The sequence below is a fragment of the Mesorhizobium sp. WSM4815 genome, from assembly GCF_055811575.1.
In genome coordinates this window covers 185,494-204,593 of the sequence record NZ_JBVVQS010000096.1, presented here as the reverse complement: position 1 = coordinate 204,593, position 19,100 = coordinate 185,494, and the positions used below count along the sequence as shown (strand labels likewise).

20 protein-coding genes and 1 pseudogene are annotated in these 19,100 nt (G+C 61.7%); 9 read left to right on the top strand and 12 right to left on the bottom strand.

The genetic code is table 11. The features are described 5' to 3' along the window. Window positions 1-9: 9 nt before the first annotated feature. Window positions 10-843, bottom strand: coding sequence for a dihydropteroate synthase (gene folP / locus AC0L2B_RS19375; RefSeq protein ID WP_473746471.1), 834 nt, complete (start codon window positions 841-843; stop codon window positions 10-12). A 115-nt stretch (window positions 844-958) separates the two neighbouring features. On the opposite strand from folP, the gene AC0L2B_RS19370 reads away from it, so the two are divergent. Beyond that, on the top strand, window positions 959-1,435 hold the full coding sequence (locus tag AC0L2B_RS19370) for an SRPBCC family protein (protein WP_473746470.1): 477 nt from the start codon (window positions 959-961) through the stop codon (window positions 1,433-1,435). A 22-nt stretch (window positions 1,436-1,457) separates the two neighbouring features. Beyond that, window positions 1,458-1,874 (top strand): GFA family protein, encoded by a 417-nt coding sequence (locus AC0L2B_RS19365; protein ID WP_473746469.1) that lies wholly within the window; start codon window positions 1,458-1,460, stop codon window positions 1,872-1,874. A 123-nt stretch (window positions 1,875-1,997) separates the two neighbouring features. Here the strand turns inward: AC0L2B_RS19365 and AC0L2B_RS19360 are convergent, their stop codons facing one another. Beyond that, complete coding sequence (locus AC0L2B_RS19360; RefSeq protein WP_473746468.1) at window positions 1,998-2,717, bottom strand: DUF899 domain-containing protein; 720 nt, start codon at window positions 2,715-2,717, stop codon at window positions 1,998-2,000. Window positions 2,718-2,923: 206 nt separating this feature from the next. Here AC0L2B_RS19360 and AC0L2B_RS19355 point away from each other — a divergent pair, with 206 nt between their 5' ends. Both AC0L2B_RS19355 and AC0L2B_RS19350 read left to right on the top strand, forming a co-directional pair. Further along, a complete protein-coding gene (locus AC0L2B_RS19355; protein WP_473746467.1) occupies window positions 2,924-3,508 on the top strand; it encodes a GNAT family N-acetyltransferase in 585 nt (194 codons plus the stop codon). A 109-nt stretch (window positions 3,509-3,617) separates the two neighbouring features. Further along, window positions 3,618-3,818: pseudogene (locus AC0L2B_RS19350) on the top strand (sigma-54-dependent Fis family transcriptional regulator); the annotation flags it as partial. Here AC0L2B_RS19350 and AC0L2B_RS19345 read toward each other — a convergent pair. Together AC0L2B_RS19345 and AC0L2B_RS19340 are read right to left on the bottom strand one after the other, a co-directional pair. Continuing rightward, entirely contained in the window at window positions 3,809-4,009 is a 201-nt protein-coding gene (locus tag AC0L2B_RS19345) for a hypothetical protein (protein ID WP_473746515.1), read from the bottom strand. The pseudogene AC0L2B_RS19350 and the gene AC0L2B_RS19345 sit on opposite strands and share 10 nt — an antisense overlap. A gap of 358 nt (window positions 4,010-4,367) precedes the next feature. Next, window positions 4,368-4,976, bottom strand: coding sequence for a hypothetical protein (locus AC0L2B_RS19340; protein WP_473746466.1), 609 nt, complete (start codon window positions 4,974-4,976; stop codon window positions 4,368-4,370). Between the two features lie 336 nt (window positions 4,977-5,312). On the opposite strand from AC0L2B_RS19340, the gene AC0L2B_RS19335 reads away from it, so the two are divergent. Then, the gene (locus AC0L2B_RS19335) at window positions 5,313-5,783 is read left to right on the top strand and encodes a peptidase dimerization domain-containing protein (RefSeq protein WP_473746465.1); all 471 of its coding nucleotides are present in this window, start codon (window positions 5,313-5,315) and stop codon (window positions 5,781-5,783) included. Window positions 5,784-5,973: 190 nt separating this feature from the next. After that, window positions 5,974-7,242 carry an adenylate/guanylate cyclase domain-containing protein gene (locus tag AC0L2B_RS19330; protein WP_473746464.1) on the top strand — a complete coding sequence of 423 codons (1,269 nt, stop codon included), beginning with the start codon at window positions 5,974-5,976 and terminating at the stop codon, window positions 7,240-7,242. Between the two features lie 523 nt (window positions 7,243-7,765). On the opposite strand, the gene AC0L2B_RS19325 is transcribed toward AC0L2B_RS19330, so the two are convergent. Then, window positions 7,766-8,302: a nucleotide disphospho-sugar-binding domain-containing protein gene (locus AC0L2B_RS19325; RefSeq protein WP_473746463.1), complete on the bottom strand. Its 537-nt coding sequence runs from the start codon at window positions 8,300-8,302 to the stop codon at window positions 7,766-7,768. Between the two features lie 38 nt (window positions 8,303-8,340). Then, a complete protein-coding gene (locus tag AC0L2B_RS19320) occupies window positions 8,341-8,910 on the bottom strand; it encodes an NADPH-dependent FMN reductase (protein WP_473511005.1) in 570 nt (189 codons plus the stop codon). A 977-nt stretch (window positions 8,911-9,887) separates the two neighbouring features. Here AC0L2B_RS19320 and AC0L2B_RS19315 point away from each other — a divergent pair. After that, complete coding sequence (locus AC0L2B_RS19315; RefSeq protein WP_473746462.1) at window positions 9,888-10,538, top strand: SDR family NAD(P)-dependent oxidoreductase; 651 nt, start codon at window positions 9,888-9,890, stop codon at window positions 10,536-10,538. Window positions 10,539-11,144: 606 nt separating this feature from the next. Here the strand turns inward: AC0L2B_RS19315 and AC0L2B_RS19310 are convergent. The 6 genes from AC0L2B_RS19310 to AC0L2B_RS19285 form a co-directional block, all read right to left on the bottom strand. Then, window positions 11,145-11,981 (bottom strand): 3-oxoadipate:acetyl-CoA acetyltransferase, encoded by an 837-nt coding sequence (locus AC0L2B_RS19310; RefSeq protein ID WP_473746461.1) that lies wholly within the window; start codon window positions 11,979-11,981, stop codon window positions 11,145-11,147. Between the two features lie 9 nt (window positions 11,982-11,990). After that, the gene (locus AC0L2B_RS19305) at window positions 11,991-12,425 is read right to left on the bottom strand and encodes a type II 3-dehydroquinate dehydratase (RefSeq protein WP_128166373.1); all 435 of its coding nucleotides are present in this window, start codon (window positions 12,423-12,425) and stop codon (window positions 11,991-11,993) included. 4 nt (window positions 12,426-12,429) lie between these two features. Then, window positions 12,430-13,731 carry a TRAP transporter large permease gene (locus AC0L2B_RS19300; RefSeq protein ID WP_473746460.1) on the bottom strand — a complete coding sequence of 434 codons (1,302 nt, stop codon included), beginning with the start codon at window positions 13,729-13,731 and terminating at the stop codon, window positions 12,430-12,432. Further along, window positions 13,728-14,246 (bottom strand): TRAP transporter small permease, encoded by a 519-nt coding sequence (locus AC0L2B_RS19295; RefSeq protein WP_473746459.1) that lies wholly within the window; start codon window positions 14,244-14,246, stop codon window positions 13,728-13,730. Before AC0L2B_RS19295 ends, AC0L2B_RS19300 begins: the two co-directional genes overlap by 4 nt. A 73-nt stretch (window positions 14,247-14,319) precedes the next feature. Beyond that, window positions 14,320-15,306: a TRAP transporter substrate-binding protein DctP gene (gene dctP, locus AC0L2B_RS19290; RefSeq protein WP_287259083.1), complete on the bottom strand. Its 987-nt coding sequence runs from the start codon at window positions 15,304-15,306 to the stop codon at window positions 14,320-14,322. Between the two features lie 48 nt (window positions 15,307-15,354). Beyond that, a complete protein-coding gene (locus AC0L2B_RS19285) occupies window positions 15,355-16,260 on the bottom strand; it encodes a shikimate dehydrogenase (RefSeq protein ID WP_473746458.1) in 906 nt (301 codons plus the stop codon). Window positions 16,261-16,436: 176 nt separating this feature from the next. Between AC0L2B_RS19285 and AC0L2B_RS19280 the strand changes: the two genes are divergently transcribed. Together AC0L2B_RS19280 and AC0L2B_RS19275 are read left to right on the top strand one after the other, a co-directional pair. Next, a complete protein-coding gene (locus AC0L2B_RS19280; protein ID WP_128166363.1) occupies window positions 16,437-17,123 on the top strand; it encodes a TetR/AcrR family transcriptional regulator in 687 nt (228 codons plus the stop codon). Between the two features lie 84 nt (window positions 17,124-17,207). After that, a complete protein-coding gene (locus AC0L2B_RS19275) occupies window positions 17,208-19,100 on the top strand; it encodes a bifunctional sugar phosphate isomerase/epimerase/4-hydroxyphenylpyruvate dioxygenase family protein (protein WP_473746457.1) in 1,893 nt (630 codons plus the stop codon).

Below are 19,100 nucleotides of genomic sequence, written 5' to 3'. Positions count from 1 at the left end.
CGACACGCATTATTCCCCGGTCTCGTGCTCGCGCACCGCGTCGGCGAATGCCAGTGCGTCGCGATTGACGGCAATGTTGTGCACGCGAAAGATCGCAGCGCCTTTCAGCCGCAGGATGACGCTTGTTGCCGCTGTGCCGACGTCTCGCCCCTCGTCACTTCCGCCGACCAGGTGACGGGCAAGGCGCTTGCGTGACGTGCCGACGAGCAATGGAAAACCGAGCGCGCGCAACTCACCGAAGCGAGCCATGAGCGCGAGGTTTTCCTCGCCGTCCTTGGCGAAAGCGAAGCCGGGGTCGAGCACGATCCGCTCGTCCGGGATGCCGGCGTCGCGCGCGATCTCCAGCGATCTGTTCAGGAACAGGAACTGGTCGGCGATCACATCCACCAGTTTTTCGCGGCCGCGCCCGGTATGCATGATGACGAGGCCGGCGCCGGTTTCCGCCGCAACCTGCGCGATGTCGGGTTCGCGCTGCAGGCCATGCACGTCGTTGACGATATGCGCGCCCGCGGCGACCGCCAGCCGCGCCGTCTCGGCCCTGTAGGTGTCGACCGAAACCAGACTGCCGCCGTCGGACGACAGCGCCTCGATGACCGGCAGGATGCGCGCTTGTTCCTCGCGCGCCGAGACGGCGCCGGCGCCGGGCCGGGTGGATTCGCCGCCGACATCGATGATCGCCGCGCCCTCGCCGATCATGCGCCGCGCCTGCTGCAGCGCCCGCTCCGGCCGGTCGAATTCTCCGCCGTCGGAGAAACTGTCCGGCGTGACGTTCAAAATCCCCATCAGCAACGATTGCGCGCCAAGATCGAGATACCGTCCATGAGCAAGCTGCCAGCGCGTCATGCGTGAACCTTTTTCATCTCATTTTCATATCAGATGCAATTCGCGACAAGATTGTCACTCACACGAACCCGGTTTCCCCATCTACCTATGCTCGCGAAACAAAAGGAGCGTAGCAATGAGCAGGGAAACGATCAGCTTCACTTACACGACCTATATTGTCTCGACACCGGGAAAGGTGTTCGAGGCCATAACCAAACCGGACCTCGCACGGCGCTACTGGGGCCACGAGAACGTCTCCGACTGGAAGCCCGGCTCGAGCTGGCAGCACATCCGCGCTAATGACGAACGGACCGTCGAGCTCGTCGGCAAGGTCGTCGAGGTGTCGCCGCCGACCCGTCTCGTCATCACCTGGGCAAACGCTTCGCAGGCGTCCGATCCGACGAGCTACAGCCGGGTGACCTTCGAGCTCGAGGAATACGAGGCCATGGTCCGGCTGACCGTCAGCCATGACGACCTCGAAGCCGGCAGCGGCATGGCGAACGGCATCAAAAAGGGTTGGCCGATCGTCCTCTCCAGCCTGAAATCCTTCCTCGAAACGGGTCAGGCGATCGATGTCTTCGCCAGGCCGCGCGCGTCCGAACTGGCGGCCTGACCCAGAACAAAGGACCGAGCAGATGAGCACTCTCTACACCGGCGGATGCGCGTGCGGCGCGGTCCGCTACGAGGCAAAGGCAGCCCCGATCTTCGAAAACCACTGCCAATGCCGCGATTGCCAGAAAAGAAGCGGCACCGGTCATGGATCCTATCTGACGTTTGCGTCGCGAGCCGACGTGGCCATCACCGGCACGACGACGGACTGGCGTGTCGCGGCGGACAACGGAAATGTCAAAATCCATTCCTTCTGCCCGGTCTGCGGAACGCCGGTCTATCTGACGTACACCGCCATGCCGGAGCCGATCACGGTCCATGCCGCGAGCCTCGACGATCCGAGCCGCTTCAATCCGACCGTTATCACCTACGGCAGCCGGGCTCTCCCCTGGGACAAGATGGATACCGCGCTGAAGACGTTCGAGAAGATGCCGCCAGGCTAACCGGCCGGAGGCGGGGTAGACGCGCACTATCTTCAGGAGGCGGATCTGCCGCCCACCGCGGCATTACGGATCGAGGCACGGCAGGTGCATCGTCACCGCAATTCGCGGTCGTGCCCATGACACTCAGCGATTGCCGTACTCGTCGTGGCGGCGCCACCACGCCTGGGGGAACTCGAGCCCGTCCTCGTTCCTTCCCCACGGAGCCAGGTCGAGGAAACGGTAGACCCCCATAAACGCCTCGGTGCCACGGGCGTAGGTCGAGTAGGTGTGGTAGACGGCACCGTCCTGGAGCGCAAAGACGCTCATTCCCTCCTTCTGCGGCTCGGCCCTGTCGACATGCTGATAGTTGTAGTCGGCGCCGTCTCTCTGCTGCTCTTCGGTGAAGGCGGCGCCGAGGTCGTATTTGAAATCGCTCCCGAGCGACGAAACCCACGGGAAGCGCCAGCCCATTTGCTGCTTGTAGTCCTGGATCTCCGGCAACGGGGCGATCGATTCGCAAACGAGGGTAATGTCGCGGCCGTTCAGGTGGGGGATGACGCAGTCGAAGTGATCGGCGATCAAGGAGCATCCGGTGCATCCTTGGCGCTCATCGGTGAGCCGGTATCCGTAGCCGAACATGAAATGATAGACCAAGAGTTGCGAGCGCCCCTGGAAGAGGTCGGCGAGCGAGGCGCTGCCCTCCTCGGTCTCCAACAGATACTCCTTGTCGATCCGAACCCACGGCAGTTCCTGTCGCTGTCGCGCCAGTTCGTCGCTCTGCCGCATGAGCCGTTTCTCCGCCTCGAGCAGTCCGAGCCGCGCTCCGAGCCATTCCTCGCGTGTTCCGGTCTTGTGTTTCGTCATCGCTCCTGTCTCCTTCCTCGGGGGTTTCCTTTCCGTTTCTCGAAACAACTTGTAGCGTCAGGCGTTAAACTTAACGCCGGAGGCGAAATATGGTAGCCAGATGTGGGGCGGGTTCCGATGGACTGCCTGATTCCTGCCCGCTTGTTGCGGCGCCCGTTGAGGGCACGGGCGCCTCATCGAACCATTTGCGTCGTTTGGAGGGCAGCATGAAATCGCCGACAGTGAGGGTTATGGCCGCCGCCGATGAAGACCCGGCGATCGGAACAATCGTGCTGGCGTTTGCAGCCGATCCCATGGCGCGATGGACCTGGCCGCATGCACACCAGTACCTTGCGGCCATGCCGCGACTGGTCCGCGCGTTCGGGGCCAGGGCATTCTCAAACGGAAGCGGCTTTTGCACCGATGGCTATGCCGGGGCGGCGCTGTGGCTGTCGCCCGGTGTGCATCCCGACGAGGAAGGGCTTGGTGCGGTTGTCGAGAGCACGGTTGCGCCCTCTCTTGCCGCTGAAGTCGCCGCTATATTCGAGCAGATGGCCAAGTACCACCCGACCGAACCGCATTGGTACTTGCCCGCGATCGGCGTCGACCCGGCGTATCAGGGCGAAGGTCACGGCAACGCCTTGATGGCGTACGCGCTCGCGCAGTGCGATCGCGATCACGCGCCCGCCTATCTGGAATCCTCGAACCCGCGCAACATTCCGTTCTACCGGCGCCACGGCTTCGAACCGCTCGGCGCGATCCAGGTCGGTTCATCGCCGACGCAAGTCCCGATGCTGCGACGACCGCGTTGAGCCAGGCAGGGCAGACGAGCGAAGCGTCAGCCGCCATCCCGTGGTGTCGGCGCAAGGGTATTTCGGTGAAGGGCATTTCGGTGACAGTGGACTTTTTGCCGTGCTCGGCCCGCCACGCCATCTGACAGAGGCGGAATTGGGAGAGCCCCGGCAACGCATTGAACCGCTCGTCCGGGCCGCCCAATCGAGCTTGGACCGGCTCTATCTTGCGGTGGGCGATGTCGGATGCTGCGTCCTGCTCGCCGATCGTGACGGCGTGCCGGTCGAACGGCGCGGTGCGCCTATGGATGACGAGGCTTTTCATTCCTGGGATGGCTTCGGCTTCTCACCAGTCTGCCTGTTGCGGTCTGTCTGCTGGGCAACGCTGTCCGCCTGCACTTCCGTCTCGTAGGGCGAAGGCTGACCGCCACCGACGTCGCCCGCATCGGCGACACGCCCGTCTGGTTCTTCCGACGTTTTTTCTTTCGCTCCGCGCTGGGTGTCGTCTCGGAACTCTTCCATACCTCTTCCGGGTCAGTCGGATCATCGGCGTCGGGACGAGCTTTTTGTCGTTCATGTCTCGAGTCAACGCCCGTGGTTTTAGAGATGTTGGGAGAATCGTCCTTGCGATTCCGTTTCTGGTCTCTTTGCATGATTTGGCTCCTTATCTCGCCGAAGGCCAACGAACGCAGGGAGCCGTTGTTCCTCGATGCGATCAGGATGCTAAACGGCAGCGATCCACTCAGGACGAGCCCCAAAACCGTTCACCGAGACAATTCGCCTGCGCCCCGCCCAAGATCATCAGACTAATGCGCTGGCCGGGGATGGAAGCCTGGACGCGCAGCGCATTGGAATTCGCCGGTCGTCTCCGCATGGCCAGCTACGGCCGGAACAGCCGTTTCAATACGAGATGGACCGGCAAGTAGGCGACCAGGGGCAAAAGCACCATGTACAGGCCGAGATACATGCGTGGCGGCAAGATCTTCTGCGGCTCCGGACCAGGCCCGTGCACCCAGTTGATGTTCTCGTCGGGCCGGGTGAACCAGTAACTTGCAACCAGTACCACCCAGGCGAGAGCGGTCTGCGCTTTGAACGCGCGGCGGTCGTAGCCTTGCCGGATCAGCATGAAAATAATGATGACCGGCATGAACAAATGAAAGCCGGACAGCGTCCTCGCATATGCGGGCTCCCTTGGATCGAACATGTAGGCAGCGAGCCCGGTCAGCTTGCCGCCGGTCACGAAGTCCGCCAACCAGGCGAACTCGAGCGGCAGAACGCCGACTGCCATCATCGAATAGAGGAGTTGGCTGCCGGTCCACAACGCGATCAGCACGGCAAAGAGCGCAATATCGGAGAACCACAGGAAATTGCCGGGGCCGTATCGCAACCAGTATACCGGCGTGAGCACGGCGACAAAAAGCGTATAGGGCAGAGTGATCCAGAGCGGGTATTTGGGGATCGGGGCTTTACTGCGCTGCTTTGCCGCCATGGCCGGCCCTTTCGCGGACTGGCGCGGCGGCAAACGCCAATCGTAGGCGCAAGGACTGCTCTCGAGCCATCAATTGCTTCGCCGCCTGGACTCAATCAGCTTTATCGATCCTGGATCCTTTATGCTTGCGAGGGTCTCGAAACCGACTGAGGTGAACGCGCGGATCTCGGGGATAACTGTTTGCAGCCTCATAGCGTTCCATCGCCGCCGCTTCAGCCGCCCGTCGGGCTAAATGTCGGGTGTTCAGTGGGAAGCTCTGGATCTCACTGAGGCTCTGGCCGGCGTTTCGGTAACCGGAGGATATGATGAAGGCGGATACGGTACGGTCGAGTTGATGTGGGGCGTCCTGGCATCGACTTCAACGGCATCGTGGGCGGCAATATAGGCCCCGGCGAACGATCGGTTCTACCCTCATCGGCCACAGCTCGACTGTCGTTCCGCCTGGTTGGTGGTCAGCGACCGGAACATATCCGCGCCTTGTTTCGAAACTTCGTCGAGGCTCGCCTTCCTGCCGGCTGTCAGGTTGTGTTCGAGGGGGCCGGCGGGAACGGTGACGAAGCCAGCCCCTACATCGCAGCCACGGCGCGAGCGCTTGACGCAGAATGGCCAGAGCCGACGCTGATCAAGGGAACAGGCGGCACCGTTCCACTGGTCGGGCTCCTCACCGACCGCCTTTGCATCAATTGCATCGTCAAGGGCTTCATCCTCGCCGACGATGCCATTCATGCCCCTAACGAGCGGTACGGTGTCGATCGGCTTCGCAAGGGAATACGCGGTTGGGTGCGCATCCTGTCGGAATTGCGGTAACATTACTCGGTTCGGTTCAGAGTCCGTGCCGAGACTCGTAAATCCCCATTTGGAGCACCGACAACATCCGATCCAGGACAGCAAGCATCAGCTTGTCATCGGGTGACGTGCTTGTGCTCCGTTGACCACGCATGTGATATAAAACACCCTGGCGCCGTTTTTGCGGTGCAATGGGAAGCTATCGTCGGCAATGAAGATCAGCGATTGCGATGAAATTGCCACCTGGCTCGCGGAGGCTGGGCTGCTTGGCATCCGCAGCGAGGAATCGCTTGTACAGGCCTTCTGCGAGCGTTGCGTCGAAGCAGGGCTGCCGCTGGGCAAGGCGTTTGTGATGATCGACACGCTGCACCCGATGCACGAGGCACGCGCCTTCTTCTGGGACGAAGACGAGTCGATCAGCTTCCGCGAAGAAGAATACCCGTCGAGCCGTGAGGGCAAGGGAGCGGAGTTGTGGAAGCGCAGCCCGTTTCTGGAGATGCTGCGGCGGCGTGAATTGACCCTACGTTGCCGGCTCGAAGCAGGCGAAACGCGCGGCTTTCCGGCGATCGAGGAGCTGCGCGATGCCGGCCAGACGGACTATCTTGCGATCGTCTATCGTATCCGGCAGGCGATGAGGGTCGAGGATGTCGATGCATTCTACGCCCGCTGGACCACAGCGCGCCCGGGTGGATTTTCGGACGAGGAAGTCGCTGTTCTGTCCCGGCTTACACCGCATCTGGGATTGGCGGTTCGTTCCGCTGCGCAGACAAGGCTCACCAAGACGCTGGTCGAGGCATATCTCGGCCGGGGGCCTGGTCGCCAGGTGCTGAGCGGCGGCATCCGCCACGGCTCGGTGAAGAGGATCAACGCCGTACTCTGGTTCTCCGACATTACTGGCTATACGAACCTGTCCGAGTCGGTTCAAAACGATCAACTCGTGCCGTTGATCAATGACTACGCCGAAGCGGTCATCGGCGCAGTGAAGGCCGCCGGCGGCGATGTGCTGAAACTGATCGGAGATGGAGTCCTGGCCATCTTCACCAGTTCGCGGCCCGAATATTCCTGTCGCGCCGCGGTGGAGGCAGAACGCGACATGCGCACACGGCTGCTGCAGCTTGCCAAACGCCGCAAAAACGATGGCCTTTCTGTCGCCGACATTCACTTGGGCCTGCATGCCGGCAGGGTCTTCTACGGCAATATCGGCACTCCGGACCGTCTCGATTTCACCGTTGTCGGCCCGCCGGTCAATGAGGTCAGCCGGATCAGCTCCATGTGCGAGTCGGCCGGTCGCAATATGCTTTGCTCATCGGAATTCGCCGAGCTGCTACTCGGCGAGGAGCGCAAAAAGCTCGTTTCAGTCGGCCGGTTCGCGTTGCGTGGCGTCGGACGCGCGCAGGAGCTCTTTACCCTTGATCCCAGCCTGAGCCTGGAAGGCTCGCAGCCTTTGCCTGGTCCGCGGCGCCGGCAGGGGCGGGGCTAGTCAGGGGAAGGTGGACAAGCTTGAATTCGGGAACTTCAGATCAGTAGTCTCTCATGTTCCAACCCGCGGATGAGACTCTGATCAACCGTCGTCTCTGAATGTGAAAGCGCGCCGAAAATTAACCCCGGGGCACCGGAACGCTTAAATGTCTGATGCAGCGGCCCTTTCCGGGATATTCGAAGGGTCACGATAGGCGCCTTCTGAGACCCCAGGGCCACACTAATTTTGCGCCGCGATATGCCGCTCTGTAATTTCGGCCAGGCTGGGCCCGGCCCCCTCAATCCTCGCTTCAACCATGCCGCATCAGCTTCTTTTCAAGCGGCCACCCTTCTTTCCCTTCCAGTGGAAGGCAGGGCAGGCCTCGTCCTGCCCCTGCCTGTCCGGCGAGGACCGGGAGAACGGGGGACAAGCTGAAAACCGGAACGGGGATCGCCCACCCGAAGGGCGGGCCGGAGTCCGCGGAGCGGATTTCGGCCGGTGCTGCAGGCCGAAGCATGGGTACGGCGACCGTCGTCGACATGGTTCAGCGCCCCTGTGCTCGATCGGTCGCGATGCCTCCGAGCACGTCGTCGAGATACCGCTCGAGCTCGTCGGCGGCACGCCGGGCGCCGCCGGCCTGCTTTTGTGCGGCGCCCTGTGCGGCTGCCGCCTCGCGGAAGCGCGGCTCGTCCAGCAGACACCGGGCGAGCGCCTGCACCGTCTCTGCAGTGGCGTCGTCCGTGCGGAGCTCGAGGCCGGCACCGAGCTCTACAACCCGCCGCGCCACCATTGGCTGGTCTGCCCCCTGTGGCACGACGAGTGTCGGCACCCCGGTCCGCATCGCCTCGTTGACACTGTTCATGCCGCCGTGGGTCACGAAGAGCGCCGCCCGGTCCAGCACCTGGAGCTGCGGCACGGATTGGCGGGCCAGCACGTTGGCTGGCAGCGGACCCAGGTCTGCCGGTTCCGTGGACCCGGTCGAGACGACAACGGTGCCGCCCAGCGGTGCCAGCGCGGTCGCGAAGGTCCGCAGCAGGGCGGGCCCCCCATCGAACACCGTGCCCAGCGAAGCGTACAGCACGGGGTCCTCCAGCCGGGCGGCGTCGAACCCCGGATCGGTCAGGCGGGAACCGGCACGGTACGTGCCCGTTCGATGAAGCCACTGAATTCCACCATGAAGGTCTTCAGGAATTCGGCTGTGGATTCGCGCGACACTTCGCCATCATCGCTGATAAGGTCCGGCGTGAACTGGATGTAAGCCTCCGGCGCGTTCATCTGCGGCGAATCGCAGAAGCCGAGGACAGTGCGCAAGTGCTGCTGGCCGACAGCGGTGCCAATCAAACCGGGAGACGTTCCTATCACCGCAGATGGCTTCCTCGTGAACGCATTCTGCCCGTACGGCCGGCTAGCCCAATCTATCGCGTTCTTCAACGCGCCGGGTATCGAACGATTGTACTCTGGCGTAACAAAAAGGACGGCGTCGGTATCAGCTATGGCACTCTTGAAGCGATTTGCGACCTCTGGATAATTGGAGTCATAATCGTAGCTGTAGAGCGGCAGATCCCGGATGGGGATTTCCCTGAGCCTCAAATTCGAAGGAGCGAGTTTGACGAGCGCGAGCGCAAGCCGTCGGTTGATAGATTGAGACGCGAGGCTACCAATAACGTAGCCGACCTCAAATTTAGCCATTTAATGATCCTTTTCAGTTCTCAACTCAGCCACGCCCGCTTCTGCGCGGCCATAAGGCTATCAATTGCGGGCTCACGAGTTCAGCCCGTTTAATCGGGTCGCCGCTAACGGCTCCGCAGCGCGTAGCGCGCCGGAACCAACTCGTCAGGCTCCGGCCTACCGGGGTGTGAGGTGTTGTCCAAAGCTCATGTTTGTCTCCTGCTGATCGCCTTACCCACGGCCGTATCGGCCACCTCCGCCGCTGGCCCCCCGTGGGTTGGCATGCGCCTCCATGGATGGCCACCTAGTGTCTGCGGAGGAGATTGCGCCGCCTCGGTCCGCGCGACTATCGAACGGCAGTGTCGGTCAGGCGATGCGAAGGTCTATGGTAGACCCGTTGCGAGCATGGGGTGATCTCCCGCAAAACGTCAGAGGATGCCGCCTTGAGCAGCGAACAACGGCTGTGTCTCTTGCCTGTCGCCGGTACACCCAGCGCGGGGAGATTCTAAACCGCGGTATCGGTCATTCACAGCTTTGATGCAGTCGACTGAACGCGCGCCCTCAACATAGCGTTCTACGCGTGTCTTTGGTCGGCACGCTGGTCGAACGAGCAAATGACGAACCCGGGCATGTCGCGCACCGAGACAGTCCATCACGTTTAATAATGGATCTACGCAAAGGCCTGACCCTTGGGATAGCTCTGCCTAGCCCATCCGAGCGGAGATATGACCCTCTAGCACATTTGAATCTTCGCAGCGCTGCAGCGATGCTTTCGTAAAGCGGTTCGCTTCCGCGACCCTTGCGAGATGACCCGGAGAACAAATGCCCAAGACTTGGCTCATTACAGGTAGCGTCAGTGGCATCGGCCGAAGCACGGCGGAACTCGTGCCTTCACGGGGAGACAACCTTGTGGCGACCGCCCGAAACGTCAGTCGCCTTTCGGAACTCAAGCAGCGCTATCCCGAAAACGTCGCTCTCGTTGACTCGACGTCACCGATATGAAGGCCGCACAGAATGCCGTTGACACAGCGGTCCGGACGTTCGGTCGTCTTGACGTGCTGCTCAACAATGCCGGCTACGCTCATCTTGCTCCGTTTGAACAGACCTCCGAGGCTGACTTCAAAGCCGAGATCGACACCAATTTCTATGGTGTAGTGAACCTGACCCGCGCGGCGCTCCCGGTCATGCGGAGGCAGAAATCGGGACACATCATCAACATCTCGTCCAGCTCCGCTCGCTTCGGAAGTCCGGGGTCCACCGCTTATGCCGCCGCCAAATGGGCGGTCAGTGGTTTCACCGCATCACTGGCCAAGGAGGTTTTACCCTTCGGCGTCAAGACCATTGCCATCGAACCGGGCAGCATCCGCACCAACTGGACGCGGGTTGCCCGTGGCCACGCGCCGGCACTGCTCGACGAGTACGATCCGACAATAGGCGAGATCATGCGGATGACCGAGAATTATGCGGGAAACGAGCCCGGCGACCCTGGCAAGGTCGCCAATGTGATCTTCGACTTATCGCGTGAGGATAATCTGCCCGAGCAACTGATTCTGGGACGTGATGCCTTAGAGCGCATAGCACAGACGGATGCCGTCCGTGCCGCGGCCGCGCTCAATTGGGACGAGGTCAGCCGATCGACGGATTATTGAATGGAGGGTGTAAGGGCCACACGTGCTCTCCCAGACGCCGGTAATGTCTGGTTTTGGGCAGTGGCAATGGTACCCGGAATGACCAAGATCGGGCGCGAAGCTGCCGTTCACGTCGCGGCTTGCGTAAGTCGCTCTCCGGCCATCAGCGCTGGTTGCCACGAATGTCGGCTATCGGGCAGCAAAACGGGTTGCTGAAGGTCGGCTTGGGGTCATGATTCCGGTTCATCGCCGCTGCAATGACCGATGGATCACAGACGATCGGCATTTCGCGTTAGACTGCAGCTACGGCATTTTCGATCATACACTCAACCATCCTATTCGCACGTCGTTGCCGCCGTTCGCCGCACCTACCGATCGGAGGCCTTCCTGTGTGTAGTTGAACGCACGGCTCGACTAGCATCGCCACGCTGCCGATGTCGGAATCTGAACGGCCGGAGGGCGGCGAACCACTTCTGGACCGGATTGCCGAGCAAACCGGAAAAGCCGTGAAATCGGGAAAACGCGGCCAGGCGGGGAAAGAAAATAGTGCACTGTCACCGTAATTCCAGGACGGTGGCCAAGGCGCAACAGGTCCGACAGCGGGGCGCGAAGTTGCGGCCCCAGGAATTACGATCCTGACGCCAGACCAAGCGTTTGGCGCGCCTCGTTGACGGTGGCCACGCGCCGGCCAAACTTCTCGACCGAGGCCGCCGCGAGTTCGACAAGCTCGGCGTTGCTGCGCGCCAGGCGTTCCCTGGTGATCCTGATATTATCCTCAAGTCCGGTGCGCACTGCGTCTGCCCCGCGCGCCAACGCCCATTGCATTACGATCGTCTGGTTGCGGCCTATTCCGGCCGCCGTCCAGGTGGACTGTGGAAACAGGAGTTTCGCTTCCCTGAGGAGCACATCGAGCAATCTCTCCTCCGCAGGCAGTGCGTTTTGCACGCCCATGACAAACTGGATGTGCGGGCGCTCACCCAAAAGTCCCGCGTCGGCCAGCCGCCTGGCAGTGTGAAGGTGCGAGAGATCGAAGATCTCGATCTCCGGCAGCACGCCATTTGCCTTCATCGCGGTTGCGAGATCACCGATCAGGGCGGGATGGTTCTCGTAGACGATGGATGGGAAGTTGACCGAACCGGTCGAAAGCGAGGCCATGTCCGGTTTCAGATAAAGTGCCGAGCCACGCGCGGCAGGATCACGACCGCGCCCGCCGGTCGAAAACTGGACGATCATACCGGGGCAATGCCTACGCACCCCCGCCTGAACAGCAGCGAACCGCGTTGGTTCAGACGATGAACTCTGATCGTCATTGCGCACGTGGATGTGCACCAGCGACGCACCTGCTTCAAAGGCTTCCTGGGTCGACTCGATCTGTTCGGCCACGCTGATTGGCACCGCAGGATTGTCTTCCTTGCGCGGCAGCGAGCCGGTGATCGCAACAGCGATGATACAGGGTTCAGGCATGGCGACAAACTATCCGTCTATCTGGTCCATGAGCCAGCGGATCGCGAGCGGATAGCCCGCGGCGCCGAGCCCCGCGATCACGCCGGTGGCGACCTTCGATACCAGCGACCGATGATAGATCTCCTCGCGGCGATGGATGTTCGAGATATGCAGTTCGACGATCGGGCCCGGAAACATTTTGAGCGCATCGAGCACCGGGATCGAAACAAAACTCAAACCCGCGGGATTGACCAAAATGCCCGCGCCGTCGTCGATCGCCTCATGCACCCAATTGACGATTTCGCCCTCAATGTTCGACTGGTGAAAACGGATCGGATGGTCGCCGGCGGCGTCACGGCACATCCGCTCGATTTCTGCGAGTGTCGTCCGCCCATAGATCTCCGGCTCGCGCATGCCGAGCCGGTTGAGATTGGGGCCGTTGAGAACGAAGATTGGCTTGGTCATGGTCCTATCCTTGATAGCCCAGCAGGCGCGGCAGCCACAGCACCAGCGATGGGAAGAAGGTGATCAGCATCAGGGCGGCAATCATGGCGTAGAGAAACGGCATTACATCTTGCACCAGGTCGCGCAGCGGCACCTCTGCGATGCGGGTCATGATGAACAGCAGCAACCCGTAGGGCGGGGTGACGAGCCCGAGCATGATGTTGACGACGACCATTACGCCGAAATGCACCATGTCGACACCGAGCGCCTGCGCCGTCGGAATTAGCACCGGTACGATTACCAGCAGGATGGTCGTCCCTTCCAGCACGCAGCCCAGGATCAGCAGCAGGATATTGACCAGGATCAGGAAACCTATCGGCGAAAGATCCCAGGACTTCAGGATCACCGACAGGGACTGCGGAATGTTCTCGACCGTGACAACGTAGTTGAACACCAGGGCGCCGGCGATGAGCATGCCGATCGAGGCCGTGGTGCGGGCGCTGTTGAGAAGCGCATGGTAGAGTTGGCCCGGCGTCACGCTGCGATAGATCGCGACCGAGATGAGCAGCGCGTAGCCGGCGGCGACCGCCGCGGCCTCGGTCGGGGTCATCACGCCGCCCCTTATGCCGACCAGCAGAACGACCGGCAGCATCAGCGCCGGAAATGCGCGCAAGGTGATCCCCGGTAATTCCCTGAGCGGCACCGGCTTCTCGACCGGAAAGTTCTTCCGGCGCGCGTCGATGGCGACGATGATCATCTGCGACAGGGCGAGAAGAAGCCCCGGCACGATACCGGCAATGAACAGGTAGCCGATGGATGCATCCGAGATCAGCGCGTAGATGACCAGCGGAATCGACGGAGGAATGATCGGGCCGACGACGGAGGTGACGGCTGTCAGCGCAGCGGCATAGCTCGCCGGGTACTTGCCATCCTTGGTCATGAGTTGCTGCATCATCTTGCCGGTGCCCGCGGCGTCGGCGATGGCCGAGCCGGACATACCGGCGAAGATGATCGACTGCAGCACGTTGACTTGCGCCAGACCGCCGCGGAAACGGCCGACGACGGCGTTGCAGAATTGCAGCAGCCGGTCGGTCATGGTCCCGGCGTTCATCAACTCCGCGGCGAGAATGAACATCGGTACGGCAAGCAGAATGTAGCTTGTGTAGAGCCCGTTGAGGAGTTGCTCGGCCGACGTGCCCATGTCGAGCCCTGCAAGCCAGAGATAGAGGATCGACCCGGCGATCATCGAGTGACCGATCGGCAGGCCAAGCAGGGCCAGCGCTGTGATCGCAACGACTGACAGCGAAAAGGGACTCGCGAGATTCATACGCCGGAGCTCGCTTTCGTGGGGTCGAATTCCGCCGGTGCTTCGCCGCGCAGAGCACGCCACGCCAGCCACAGGTAACGGGCGATCACGGCGACCACGAAGATCAGATAGATCGAGAACAGCCAGTCGAAGCGTATCTTGAGGTAGGCGGTGCTCTCGACCTTCATGAAGGTCACGTAGCTGAAGACGGCCGGAAAGGACCAGCCATAGAGCGCGACGAGAGCGATTGCGAAGGCAAGCGTCATTACCCGCCGGATGTCCGGACCGACTGTGGCGTAGAGGAGATCAAAACGGATTTCCTCTTCTTCACGAACGACGAATGCTGCGCCGAACAGCACAACCCAGATCCAGAGTACGACGGTGAGCTCGTTGCTCCAGCCGGTCGGCCAGCTGAGAAGGTAGCGAAAAGCAACCTGCAGCAGAAACGCGGCGAACATGGCGCCGATTGCGATGGCGATGGCGTTCTCGGCGCGCCGGTAGAGCCAGCCGCCGACCTGTCTCAATCCCGGGTTCATGATGCCTCCCTGACGGGCGTCTGGCCAAACCGGCCAGCCGGTCGCAAGCGGACCGGCCGGCGCGTTCGTCGCGTCAAAGCGCGTTGATCTTGTCGACCATCCCGGCAGGCCATTCCTTGGCCAGGTCGGAGGCAAGATATTGCTCCTGCACATGCTTGCGGAATGCTGCGACATCGGGCTCGTAGATCTTCAGGCCCTTGCCCTTGAATGTTTCAACGAGTTCCTTCTCGCGCGTCAGGTGTTTCTCTGTCGAGAAGTCGATCGCCTTGTCCGCCGCGGCCTGGACCTTTGCCTGTTTCTCGGCCCCCATCTCGTCCCACACTTTTTTCGAGATGCTGAGAAGGTCGAATCCGACAAGGTGCGAGGTCAATACGATCTGCGACATGACCTCGTAGAACTTCATGTTCTCGACGTTGGGCAACGGGTTGTCCTGTCCGTCGATTGCGCCTGTCTGCAGGCCGGTATAGACCTCGGCGTAGGCCATTGGCGTAGGGTTCGCACCGAGCGCCTGGCCGAGGAATTGCCAGGCGTCGCCGCCCGGCATACGCAGCTTGATGCCTGCCATGTCGGCGGGAGTCTTGATTTCCTTGTCCGGCTTCAGGCCGACCTGGCGCAGGCCGAAATAGGTAGGGCCGAGCACCCTCACGCCGAGCTGGTCCTCGGTCATCCGCTTCAGCTCCGCCCCGGCATCGCTGGCAAAGAACGCCTTCACGTGCGCGGCGTCACGGAACAGGTAGCCGGCGGTGACGATGGACCACGCCGGAATCTGCTTGGAGATGTCCTGCGGGGCAACGTTGCCCATCTCGAGGTTGCCGCGCTGGATGGCGACAAGTTCGGTGCCCTGCTTGAACAGGTTGCCGCCGTAATAACCCTCGAAGGCAAAGTCGTCCTTGATGGCGTCGGCGAACATTTTCATCATCTCGGCCCGGATGTCCTGTTCCGAGAACACGGCCGAGAAACGCAGCTTCGGCTTGTCCTGGGCGAAGGCGGGAACGGCGGTCGCGGCGGCGAGTGCGCCGGCGGCGACCATAAACAGGCGTCGGTTGATTTCAGCTTTCATGTCGATTTCCTCCCTATGGTCTTCATACGGTTGTAGACGTCATTGCCTTCATGCGGCGGCCTCGAAGTGATCTGCCATGGCGCGGCGGTCGGCCTTGCGCCCGGTGAAGAGTTCGAACGCGCGGACGGCCTGATTGATCGCCATGCCGATGCCCGGCAGCGTTCTGCAGCCGATCGTTCGGGCCGCCACCAACAACTCTGTTTCGGTCGGAAAATAGATTATGTCGGCGACCCATTTTTCGGCTGTCAGAAGAGCCGTGTCGAACGGTGTTCCGGGGTACTTCGCCATGCCCACCGGGGTCGTGTTGACGATGCCGTTTGCCATGCGCACGGCTGCGGCCGGGTCCGGCCACGTCTCGACGCGACCGCCGAACGCGCCCATGCGCGACGCAAGATCCGAGGCGCGACCGGGTTGGCTGTCGAGGACGAACAGCCGGCCAACGCCCATTTGCATCAGCGCGTTTGCGACTGCGGCGCCCGCTCCGCCGGCGCCGAACATTGCGACACAGCCCATCGATGCGCCTGTCATCGCTTCGCGAAAACTCTCCGCGAAACCCCAGCCGTCGGTGTTGTGGCCTTCCTTGCGTCCGCCAGCAAAGACGACCGTATTCACCGCGCCTATCGCGCGCGCTTCCGGCGACAGCGCATCGAGGACGGGAATGACAGCCTGTTTAAACGGATGCGTGATGTTGAGGCCGTGAAAGCCTGCAATTTCCGCCGCCGCGATCAAGTCGCCGATCGCCGCGTCCGGAAATCCGAGCCGGTCGAAATCGAGCAAAAGGTACGAATAGCCGATGCCGAGACGCCGGGCTTCCCGCTCGTGCATGCCGGGAGTGCGCGAGGACTGAATACCGCGTCCGACGAGGCCAATCACGACCTTTTCGCTGTCGCCGCTGGCGGCGCCCTTGTGCTCGTCGGCAAGACGGCAAAGGAGGTCGACAAGGCTGTCGCCCATCTCCCGAAATTCCTCCCTGTGCGGGCCGCCTCCCAGCCCAAATGCGGCAATTCCTGGATCGCCCTTGTGTTCACGCCAAACGCGCCGGTAAATGAGTCCGTCGTGATTTGCGAATGATGTACTAACTGGTTAGTTTAGTCAAATGCCGGCTGTGCCGGGGCGGGAACTCAAACTGCATGGCCGTTATCAAGAAAGAACGAAAGCCGAAGCCGGACGCGAGCACGACGCGTATCCAGGACCCTGAGGGCACGCGCCGCAACATCCTGGAGATCGCCTCCAAGGAGTTTGCCCTGAACGGTTTGTCGGGCGCGCGCATAGACGAGATTGCGGCGCGCACACGCTTCAGCAAGCGCATGATCTACTACTATTTTGGCGACAAGGAAGGCCTCTACCTGCGCGCGCTCGAGAACGCGTATCGTCAGGTGCGCGAGGGCGAGGCTCAACTTGATATCGAAGGTCTGCCCCCCGTGGCGGCACTGACGCGCCTGGTGGAGTTCACGTTCGACCACCATCACCGACACGAGGAATTCATCCGCATGGTGATGATCGAGAACATCCATCACGGTCAATACCTCCAACAATCGGATGCGATCCGCGAACTGAACGTGACGGCGATCGACCACATCTCTCGCATCTATTCACGCGGTGTCGAAGAGGGGGTCTTCCGGCCGGGACTCGACGCGATCGAACTCCATTGGCAAGTAAGCGCGCTGTGCTTCTTCAACGTTTCCAATCGCACCACTTTTTCGATGATCTTCGGACGCGACTTCGGCGCGCCGGCACAACTCGAGCGGCTCAAACGCAACAGCGTGGAGATGCTGTTGCGTTTTGTCGCGAAGGACGAAGCTCCCGCAGAACGCTGAGCGGCCGAAACTTGCGGTGCTGCCAGCGTTGCCTTAGTTATGTACGAACTGGTTCGTTCACGACAAACCAGGGAGGAGGCGCGTTTGAAGACGTCGATCGCGACGGTGTCGATCGCCGGTGACCTGGCGGAGAAATTCGCGGCAATTTCCGCCGCGGGCTTCGACGGTGTCGAAATCTTCGAGAACGATTTCCTCGCCTTTGACGGCTCGCCGCGCGACGTCGGCCGAATGGCTGGTGACACAGGTCTGACCATAACGCTCTTCCAGCCGTTCAGGGATTTTGAGGGGTTGCCGGAGCCGCAGCGCAAGCGCGCCTTCGATCGTGCCGAGCGCAAGTTCGACGTCATGCAGGAACTCGGCACCGATCTGATGCTGGTATGCTCGTCGGTGTCGCCCGTCTCGCTTGGCGGGATCGACCGGGCGGCCATGGACTTTCGCGAGCTTGGCGAGCGCGCCGCCAGGCGCGGTCTGCGCGTCGGCTACGAGGCATTGGCCTGGGGGCGTCACGTCAACGATCATCGCGATGCCTGGGAAATCGTGCGCAGGACCGACCATCCGAACGTCGGGCTGGTTCTCGATTCCTTCCACACGCTGGCCCGCAGGATTGAGCTCGGCTCGATCCGTTCGATACCCGCGGACAAGATCTTCATTGTCCAACTCGCCGACGCGCCGCTGATCGACATGGACTTGCTCTATTGGAGCCGGCACTTCCGCAACATGCCAGGCGAAGGCGATCTGCCGGTGCGACAGTTCATGCAGGCGGTCGCGGCAACCGGTTATGACGGCTATCTGTCGCTCGAGATTTTCAACGACCAGTTCCGTGGCGGGTCGGCAAAGGCGATCTCCGTCGACGGACGGCGTTCGCTCGTATGGTTGATGGACCAGGTGCGGCGTGAAGAACCGGCACTTGACATGGCCATCCCGCCAATGCCCGACCGCATCGGGGTCGGAGGGGTCGAGTTCATCGAGTTCGCGGCCGATCGCCAGGACGCCGGACAGCTTGGATCGCTGTTGCGCATGCTCGGCTTTGTCGAGGCCGGTCGGCACGTCTCTAAGGAGGTCACGCTCTACCGCCAGGGCGAGATCAATATCGTCATCAATACCGAGCGGCAGGGCTTTGCCCATTCTTCCTTTGTTGTCCATGGCACGTCGGCATACGCGATGGGCCTGAAGGTCGAGGACGCCGCCGCCACGGTGGCGCGCGCCGAGGCACTGGGCGCGGAGATCTTTCACCAGCGGGTCGGGCCCGGCGAGTTGTCGATCCCGGCGATCCGCGGCGTCGGCGGCGGACTGATCTACTTCCTCGATGCCAAGACCGACCTGGCGAAGGTCTGGGACATAGAGTTCACGCCGGTCACGTCGGCAAGTTCCGGCAATGGCGTCGGCCTCACCCGCATCGATCATGTCGGGCAGACCATGGCACAGGAGGAGATGCCGAGCTGGCTGCTGTTCTATGTCTCGATCTTCAGGACGACCAAGAGCCCGATGGTCGACATCGTCGATCCGGCCGGCCTCGTGCGCAGCCAGGTCATCGAAGGTCTGGACAAGCGCTTCCGCCTCACGCTGAACGGCGCCGAGAGTCACCGCACCCTGGCCGGCCATTTCATCGCCGAAACCTTTGGTTCCGGCGTCCAGCATCTGGCACTCGCGACGGATGACATCTTTGCGACGGCGGCGAAGCTGCAGGCCAACGGCTTCGAACCGCTTCAGATATCGATGAACTACTACGACGACGTAGAAGCGCGCTTCGGTCTGGATCCGGAAGTCGCCGATCGGTTACGCTCGGCCAACATCCTTTATGACCGCGACGACAACGGCGAATTTTTTCAGCTCTATGCGCCGACATTCGGAGAGGGATTCATTATCGAGTTCGTTGAACGGCGCGGCGCGTATGCAGGCTATGGTGCGCCGAACGCACCATTCCGCATCGCCGCGCAAAAACGGCTGATGCGGCCCAAAGGAATGCCAAAGCTATGA

Excerpts from the sequence above, each read along its gene's own strand:
- AC0L2B_RS19370 (WP_473746470.1), top strand. The coding sequence starts at position 959 with ATGAGCAGGGAAACGATCAGCTTCACTTACACGACCTATATTGTCTCG.
- AC0L2B_RS19345 (WP_473746515.1), bottom strand. The coding sequence starts at position 4,009 with ATGGAAGAGTTCCGAGACGACACCCAGCGCGGAGCGAAAGAAAAAACG.
- AC0L2B_RS19360 (WP_473746468.1), bottom strand. The coding sequence starts at position 2,717 with ATGACGAAACACAAGACCGGAACACGCGAGGAATGGCTCGGAGCGCGG.
- AC0L2B_RS19315 (WP_473746462.1), top strand. The coding sequence starts at position 9,888 with ATGAAGGCCGCACAGAATGCCGTTGACACAGCGGTCCGGACGTTCGGT.
- AC0L2B_RS19365 (WP_473746469.1), top strand. The coding sequence starts at position 1,458 with ATGAGCACTCTCTACACCGGCGGATGCGCGTGCGGCGCGGTCCGCTAC.
- AC0L2B_RS19295 (WP_473746459.1), bottom strand. The coding sequence starts at position 14,246 with ATGAACCCGGGATTGAGACAGGTCGGCGGCTGGCTCTACCGGCGCGCC.
- AC0L2B_RS19320 (WP_473511005.1), bottom strand. The coding sequence starts at position 8,910 with ATGGCTAAATTTGAGGTCGGCTACGTTATTGGTAGCCTCGCGTCTCAA.
- AC0L2B_RS19310 (WP_473746461.1), bottom strand. The coding sequence starts at position 11,981 with ATGCCTGAACCCTGTATCATCGCTGTTGCGATCACCGGCTCGCTGCCG.
- AC0L2B_RS19330 (WP_473746464.1), top strand. The coding sequence starts at position 5,974 with ATGAAGATCAGCGATTGCGATGAAATTGCCACCTGGCTCGCGGAGGCT.
- folP (WP_473746471.1), bottom strand. The coding sequence starts at position 843 with ATGACGCGCTGGCAGCTTGCTCATGGACGGTATCTCGATCTTGGCGCG.
- AC0L2B_RS19300 (WP_473746460.1), bottom strand. The coding sequence starts at position 13,731 with ATGAATCTCGCGAGTCCCTTTTCGCTGTCAGTCGTTGCGATCACAGCG.
- AC0L2B_RS19305 (WP_128166373.1), bottom strand. The coding sequence starts at position 12,425 with ATGACCAAGCCAATCTTCGTTCTCAACGGCCCCAATCTCAACCGGCTC.
- AC0L2B_RS19285 (WP_473746458.1), bottom strand. The coding sequence starts at position 16,260 with ATGGGCGACAGCCTTGTCGACCTCCTTTGCCGTCTTGCCGACGAGCAC.
- AC0L2B_RS19340 (WP_473746466.1), bottom strand. The coding sequence starts at position 4,976 with ATGGCGGCAAAGCAGCGCAGTAAAGCCCCGATCCCCAAATACCCGCTC.
- dctP (WP_287259083.1), bottom strand. The coding sequence starts at position 15,306 with ATGAAAGCTGAAATCAACCGACGCCTGTTTATGGTCGCCGCCGGCGCA.
- AC0L2B_RS19355 (WP_473746467.1), top strand. The coding sequence starts at position 2,924 with ATGAAATCGCCGACAGTGAGGGTTATGGCCGCCGCCGATGAAGACCCG.
- AC0L2B_RS19280 (WP_128166363.1), top strand. The coding sequence starts at position 16,437 with ATGGCCGTTATCAAGAAAGAACGAAAGCCGAAGCCGGACGCGAGCACG.